Source organism: Streptomyces sp. NPDC047085 (assembly GCF_040643735.1).
Taxonomy (GTDB): domain Bacteria; phylum Actinomycetota; class Actinomycetes; order Streptomycetales; family Streptomycetaceae; genus Streptomyces.
The window spans coordinates 1,187,307-1,193,315 of sequence record NZ_JBEYUW010000002.1 but is presented as its reverse complement, the minus strand read 5'-3'; the positions used below and the strand labels follow the sequence as shown (position 1 = coordinate 1,193,315).

General features: G+C 72.8%; 7 protein-coding genes. 4 read left to right on the top strand and 3 right to left on the bottom strand.

Annotated features, from left to right (window positions below; translation table 11 throughout):
• Positions 1-103: 103 nt before the first annotated feature.
• Positions 104-538, bottom strand: a complete 435-nt coding sequence (locus tag ABZ865_RS10995; protein ID WP_361227145.1) for a VOC family protein — start codon at positions 536-538, stop codon at positions 104-106.
• Positions 539-722: 184 nt separating this feature from the next.
• Here ABZ865_RS10995 and ABZ865_RS10990 point away from each other — a divergent pair, with 184 nt between their 5' ends.
• A complete protein-coding gene (locus ABZ865_RS10990; RefSeq protein ID WP_361227142.1) occupies positions 723-1,544 on the top strand; it encodes a hypothetical protein in 822 nt (273 codons plus the stop codon).
• A gap of 82 nt (positions 1,545-1,626) precedes the next feature.
• Here ABZ865_RS10990 and ABZ865_RS10985 read toward each other — a convergent pair whose 3' ends face one another.
• Positions 1,627-2,262 (bottom strand): VOC family protein, encoded by a 636-nt coding sequence (locus ABZ865_RS10985; RefSeq protein WP_361227139.1) that lies wholly within the window; start codon positions 2,260-2,262, stop codon positions 1,627-1,629.
• Between the two features lie 346 nt (positions 2,263-2,608).
• On the opposite strand from ABZ865_RS10985, the gene ABZ865_RS10980 reads away from it, so the two are divergent.
• Positions 2,609-3,475 carry an isocitrate lyase/PEP mutase family protein gene (locus ABZ865_RS10980; protein WP_361227137.1) on the top strand — a complete coding sequence of 289 codons (867 nt, stop codon included), beginning with the start codon at positions 2,609-2,611 and terminating at the stop codon, positions 3,473-3,475.
• Positions 3,472-3,756, top strand: coding sequence for a hypothetical protein (locus tag ABZ865_RS10975; protein ID WP_361227134.1), 285 nt, complete (start codon positions 3,472-3,474; stop codon positions 3,754-3,756). Before ABZ865_RS10980 ends, ABZ865_RS10975 begins: the two co-directional genes overlap by 4 nt.
• Positions 3,757-3,848: 92 nt before the next feature.
• Here the strand turns inward: ABZ865_RS10975 and ABZ865_RS10970 are convergent, their stop codons facing one another.
• On the bottom strand, positions 3,849-4,052 hold the full coding sequence (locus ABZ865_RS10970; protein ID WP_361227131.1) for a hypothetical protein: 204 nt from the start codon (positions 4,050-4,052) through the stop codon (positions 3,849-3,851).
• Positions 4,053-4,198: 146 nt separating this feature from the next.
• On the opposite strand from ABZ865_RS10970, the gene ABZ865_RS10965 reads away from it, so the two are divergent.
• On the top strand, positions 4,199-5,788 hold the full coding sequence (locus ABZ865_RS10965; RefSeq protein WP_361227128.1) for a carboxylesterase family protein: 1,590 nt from the start codon (positions 4,199-4,201) through the stop codon (positions 5,786-5,788).
• The last annotated feature ends 221 nt before the right edge of the window (positions 5,789-6,009 follow it).

Sequence of the window (6,009 nt, the reverse complement as noted above, 5' to 3'; positions counted from 1 at the left end):
CCGACTCCCCCACGCTCGAATGGGGCTCGCGCGGGGGGACCCCCACGCGTCGACTCCCTCCTCCGCCTTGCATCTGCACGCACCAGACCCCGCTCACCAGCGCTTATGAGGCGCCGTTTCCTTCCTGCGACCTGATCCGCCGGACAGGCCCTAGCTGCGCGAACAGGTCGACGCCGTTGCCGTCCGGGTCGTGCACGGTCGCGTACCGCTGCCCCCAGAAGGCGTCCCACGGCTTCAGCTCGCCGTGGTACCCGGCGCCCACCAGGGCCTCGTACACGGCGTCGACCTCGGCCGGCGAGCCGCACCGGAAGGCGAGCCCGACCCGGCCCCCGCCGGCCGGCGGCCGCCACCCCGAGTGGAAGGAGCGGACGGTCTCCTCGGTGTCCAGCGCCAGCACCAGCCCACCGGGCAGTTCGGCCTCGACATGCGGCTGCTCCTCGGCCCCTTCCGGGAAGACCAGCCCGAGGCGACGGTAGAACGCGAGCGAGGCGGCCATGTCGGAGGCCACCACGCCGATCACGGCGAATCGTGGAGTCATGCGGCCACCGTAGGCAGCGGCCGGGCGCCGGGTCTTGAAGGAATCGGACACGGCGGCGCCGTTGCCCGCCGTGATGCACGGACGGCATCCGCGCGCCGGGTGAAGTCGGCGGTGAAGCAGGTGTGAAGGCTTCGCGAACGTGCCGTACGCGCACGAACACGCCGTCCGTACGTAGGATCCGGCCATGTCGATCATGCCTTCCATACCCGTTCTGCACGGCAGCAAGGACACCGATCTCCGCGCCACGGACCAGGAGTTGATCCTGCGCCGAGCGCGCCAGGAGTACCGCATACCGTTCGCGGCGATCGCGCACGTCCGCGCCGAGCGGCGGGCCGTCGAGGTCAGACTCACGGCACCCGCCGAGACCGTGCCGACCGTCCACCGGATCGAAGGCGTCAGCGAGGCCGCCGCAGGCGCCTTCGCCCAGGCCGTGAGCGCCCTGCTTCCGCCCGCCGACGACAGCACCGCCGTGGTCGACGGCTCGACCCTCGTCACCACCCGCACCGCCGAACGTGAGCCCGAGACCCCGAGGGAGGCGTTCGGCCGGCGGGTCAAACGGTTCGTAGTGGGCTCCGTACTCGCCATCGTCGCGATGAGCGTGCTCGTCTCGGTCGTCGTGCACCCCATCATGATGATCTTCGTCTGGCTCTTCGGCGGTGTCGGCTTCCCGTTCGCGGGTGCCGTCGTGTTGCTGGCTCCGACGGTTGTCGAGCGCTGGCGCCTGCCTCGGCACGGCATCACGGTGACGGCGGACTACGCCCACAGCGCCGCCGAGCCGCGCCTCTACCTGTACACCGACCTGGACGGGAACACGCGGACCTACTACGCCACGAGCGACCGCCTCCGTCTCGAGATCAGCTACGACCCGCGTGATCCCGGCAGGGTGGTCCGCGCCGACGGCAAGGGGCGATGGGGGCAGACGATCCTCCTCCTGCTCGCGGGAGGCATCGCCCTGCTCATGCTGGCCGCGTTCTTCGCCACCCCCTTCATGGACCCCGGTGTGTGAGCGGCCCCGCCGCATGTCCCCTCCGGGCGGGTGCCGGCCGTGTTCCCGGACGACCGGCCCGGATCCCCGGCGTCTGCCTGCTTCAGCCGAAGGTCACCGGCCCGTTCGACGTCTCCACCGTGAACGAGATCCCGAACGGCCCCTCCGAGAGCGTGAGTTCGGTGCCCAGTGCCGACAGCAGGGGCCGTACCGCGTCCGGGTCGGGCGCCGTCGCCGTCACCTCCAGCAGCGGGGTGACGGGCAGCCCCGAGGCCGCCGGGTGCGGTGAGCCGCCCCAGTCGATCAGGAACGGGACGACCGGCCCCGAGGGATGCTCCGTGCCGCCGTCGGTCAGCCGCCAGCGGAGCAGGGTGCCGTCGGGGGTGCGGCGACTCATCGGGTGGACCGGCCCAGGGTCGTACCCCCGCGCCCGGACCGCCGCGATCGCCGTCTCCAGGTCGGGCGGAGAGATCGCCCAGGTCACCGTGCGCGGCCCGGCCAGCCGGTCGACCCCGAACGGCCGTAGCTCCACCGGCTCGGGCTGCTCCGGGTCCGGCCCGATGATCTCCAGATAGCTCCGCCCGCCCAGCCCGACCAGGTGGTTCCGCGTCCCCAGCCCGACATGCACCCCACCGGGCGCGGGCGTCACCCCGGTCCGGCGCGCGAACTCGGCGACGGTCGCGGCCAGATCGGGCGTGGCGAGCACGAGATGGTCCAGAAGCGGGGGAATGCGGCTCATTCCGCCGGAGGCTACGGTCACCGGCGGCGCCGTTCAAGGGAGTGCACGGCACCTCGGTCGCGCGGGGACTCCGCGCGGACCTCTCCACCGGCGGTGACATGCGGACACGCCGCCGAGACCGATCGCGCTCCGCGCTTCCCGGCTCACCTGCGCGGCGGTTTCGACAGGGTGCGGTGGCGCTCCGAGTGACGTTTCTGCGGTGAACCCGTTCCGCCAACCGGGTGAGTAAAGCCCGCGTAGGGAGAAGGTCACGTATGTATCTCGGGAAGCTTTTGTCTTGGTAAAGGGCGTCGAGACGCGGTGGCCCGACCCGCCCCGCGTCACCCACCCACAGAGGAGCCGGACCTTGACCTACGGGAAGAACCTGCGTGACCGGATCGCCGGGCCCGGGACCACACCACTGATCGGCGTGTACGACATGTACTCCGCGTCGATCGCCGCGAAGCACTACGACGGCATGTTCGTCTCGGGCTTCGGCTTCGCGGCCTCGTACTACGGACTGCCCGACATCGGATTCATCGCCTGGCCGGACATGGTGGCCTTCGTGCAGCGGCTGCGCGGCGCGTTCCCGCGCCACCACCTGCTGGTCGACATCGACGACGGATACGTCGACCCCGAGGTCGCCTGTCACGTCGTCGAGGGCCTGGAGCGCATCGGCGCCTCCGGGGTGATCCTGGAGGACCAGAAGCGGCCCCGCCGCTGCGGCCACGCCGACGGCAAGCAGGTGCTGCCGCTGGAGGAGTACCTGGAGAAGCTGCACAAGGTCCTGGAGACCCGCAAGGACCTGGTCGTCGTCGCCCGCACGGACGCCACCGACGAGCACGACATCCTGCACCGGGCCGAGCGGCTCGCCGCGACCGACGCCGACGTCGTCCTCGTCGACGGGGTGCGCAGCGTCGAGTGGATCAAGCGGGTCCGCGAGGTCGTCGGCGACAAGCCACTGCTGTTCAACCAGATCGCGGGCGGCAAGTCGCCCCGCCTCTCCCTCACCGAACTCGACGACCTCGGCGTCGACGTCGCGATCTACAGCACCCCCTGCCTGTTCGCCGCCCACGAGGCGATGGACTCCGCCCTCTCCGACCTCAAGGCCGCCGACGGCCGCCTGCCCCAGGTCGACCCGGCGGGCGGGGTCGGCGTGAAGGCGTCCACCAGCCTGCTGGAACGCAACATCGACCCCGACCGGCTCACCGCCCCCGAGGGCGTGGGCGTGTGACCGGTGCCGTACCCCGGTTCGCCGGTGCCGTGCCCCGGTTCGGGGCGGCTGCGGCACTCGCGGCGGTGCTTGTCGGCGCCGTTACCGGCGCCGCGCCCGCGGCCGCGCAGGACAGCCTGATCACCGTCATCGACAACTCGCAGGCCGACTCGATCCTGGAGGTCGACCGCACGGCCAACGTCCAGACCGGCAGCGGCACGGCGGGCAGCGACCACGACGGCAGCGCCGTCGACGTGGTGGAGGCGCTGGTCGGGGCGGCCGACAGGGCCGGAGGCGACTGAGACGCACCACAGGCGACTGACACGCACCACCAGGACGACGGCCGGGCACCCTCTCGGGGAGGTGCCCGGCCGTCACGCGCCACCGGTGCGCGTCAGTCCTCGCGGACGTCCGGGCGGCCGTTCCCGTCGAGCTCGACGTCCTCCTTCGGATCGTGCGCGTCGCCGGGAGCGGCCACGGCGGTGCGGTGCTGTGCGGGAGCGAGGGTCCGGCCGGTGGCCTGGGCGATGCCGTGAGCGGCGTCCAGAGCGACGGCGGCCACAGCGAGAGCCGCCGCGGTACGCGTGGTGAGGTTCATGCCCGGGAAACGATCTCGGACGGGCTCCGGTCACCGGCCGGCGTGCACCATTCGGCGGTGGACGAAGTCCGTGCACGGGAATACATCCGGGCGGTGTGGTGCTCTTGCCTGAACGGTGCACGAGCTCGACGAAGGGCTGGTGGGCGATGACCGCAGAGACGACGGCAGAACAGACGGGCCCCGTGGTCAGGACTCCCCACGGGGCCGTACGCGGCAGGTACGAGCGAGGAATCGCGGCATTCCGGGGCATCCCCTACGCAGCCCCGCCCTTCGGCCCCCGGCGGTTCCGGCCGCCCGAGCCCCCCGAACCCTGGGACGGAGTACGCGACGCCGGCGCCTTCGGGCCGACCGCGCCGAAACCGCCGTACTCCGAGGCGTTCGCCCAGTACCTCTCCGACCCCGTCGTCCCCGGCGACGACTGCCTCAACCTCAACGTCTGGACCCCGGACCCCAGCCCGGACGCCCGGCTCCCCGTCCTCGTCTGGCTGCACGGCGGCGCCCTGACCAGGGGATCCTCGGCCGTACCGGTCTACGACGGCAGCACCTTCGCCCGCGACGGCGTCGTCTGCGTCTCGGTCAACTACCGGCTGGGAGTGGAGGGCTACGGACTGTTCCCCGACGCACCCCCCAACCCCGGCCTGCGCGACCAGCTCGCCGCGCTGCAGTGGGTCCACGAGTCGATCCGGGCCTTCGGCGGCGACCCCGGCAGCATCACCCTGTGCGGACAGTCCGCCGGTGCGATCAGCGCCGGTGCCCTCATCGCGGCGCCCCAGGCCCAGGGCCTGATCCGGCGGGCCGTCCTGCAGAGCGGGCCACCGGAGGCCTCGGAACGGGCCAAGGTGCGGCGCATGGTCCGCCGTATGGCCACCCGGCTGAAGATCCCCGCCACCGCCGAGGCCTTCGCCGCCGTCGACCGCGACGTGCTGCTGCGCACCCAGGCCGAGGTGGGGCGGCTGAGCAGCCCCGTTCTGGGCGGGCCCGCCTTCGGCATCGTCATCGACGGCGACCTCGTACCGCGCGACCCGCTCCAGGCCCTGATCGACGGCGAGGCCGCCCCGGACATCGACCTCCTGATGGGCTGGACCCGGGACGAGTACCGGCTGTGGCTGGTGCCCGGCGGGCTCCTGGAACACGTCGACCGGCTCGGCCCGGTCGCCCTGGCCGGCGCGATGGCCCGCTGCCACACCGGGCACGAGGTGCCGCGCGGCTACCGCGCCCTGCACCCCGACGCCGGCGCCGCCGAGATCGTCGGCCAGATGGTCACCGACCACCTCCTGCGCATCCCCCTCCACCGGCTCGCCGACGCCCGCCCCGGCAGCTCCCACCTCTACGAGTTCGCCTGGCCCTCCCGCCTCCCCGACCTCGGCGCCTGCCACGCCCTCGAACTCGGCTTCGTCTTCGACACCGGAGACGTCCCCGAGTCCGCCAAGCTGGCCGGCGAAGGAGCTCCGCGGGAACTGGCCACCGCGATGCACACGGCCTGGGTACGGTTCGCGGCCACCGGCGATCCGGGCTGGGAGCCGTGGGACGCGACCCACCCGGTGCAGATCTTCGACGGCGCCGAACCGCACGTCGCCTACGGCCCACGAGACGCCGAATTCGCCCTCTGGACCACCACCCCCACCGTTCCCGAACCCACCCCGCCCCCACCCTCCGACCTCCGCGCCCCCCGCGCCGAACTGGCCGCCTCGGCCGTACGCCGCCTGCGCCGCTCCGTGGCAGCGAGGCGCCGCTGAGTCGGGTCCCTTCACGGGGGTTGCGGGGCCGCTTGGGGGCGTGGGGGCCTGCATGGGGGCGGGTTCGTATCGATTCTCCGCGCCCCTGGTGCGGACCTGGCCGCCTCGGCCGTACGCCGCCCGCCGTTCCGTGGCGGCGAGGCGCCGCTGAGTCGGGTCCCTTCACGGGGGTTGCGGGGCCGCTTGGGGGCGTGGGGGCCTGCATGGGGGCGGGTTCGTAT

Coding starts and splice junctions, on each gene's coding strand:
- ABZ865_RS10995 (WP_361227145.1), bottom strand. CDS start 538: ATGACTCCACGATTCGCCGTGATCGGCGTGGTGGCCTCCGACATGGCC.
- ABZ865_RS10990 (WP_361227142.1), top strand. CDS start 723: ATGTCGATCATGCCTTCCATACCCGTTCTGCACGGCAGCAAGGACACC.
- ABZ865_RS10985 (WP_361227139.1), bottom strand. CDS start 2,262: ATGAGCCGCATTCCCCCGCTTCTGGACCATCTCGTGCTCGCCACGCCC.
- ABZ865_RS10970 (WP_361227131.1), bottom strand. CDS start 4,052: ATGAACCTCACCACGCGTACCGCGGCGGCTCTCGCTGTGGCCGCCGTC.
- ABZ865_RS10965 (WP_361227128.1), top strand. CDS start 4,199: ATGACCGCAGAGACGACGGCAGAACAGACGGGCCCCGTGGTCAGGACT.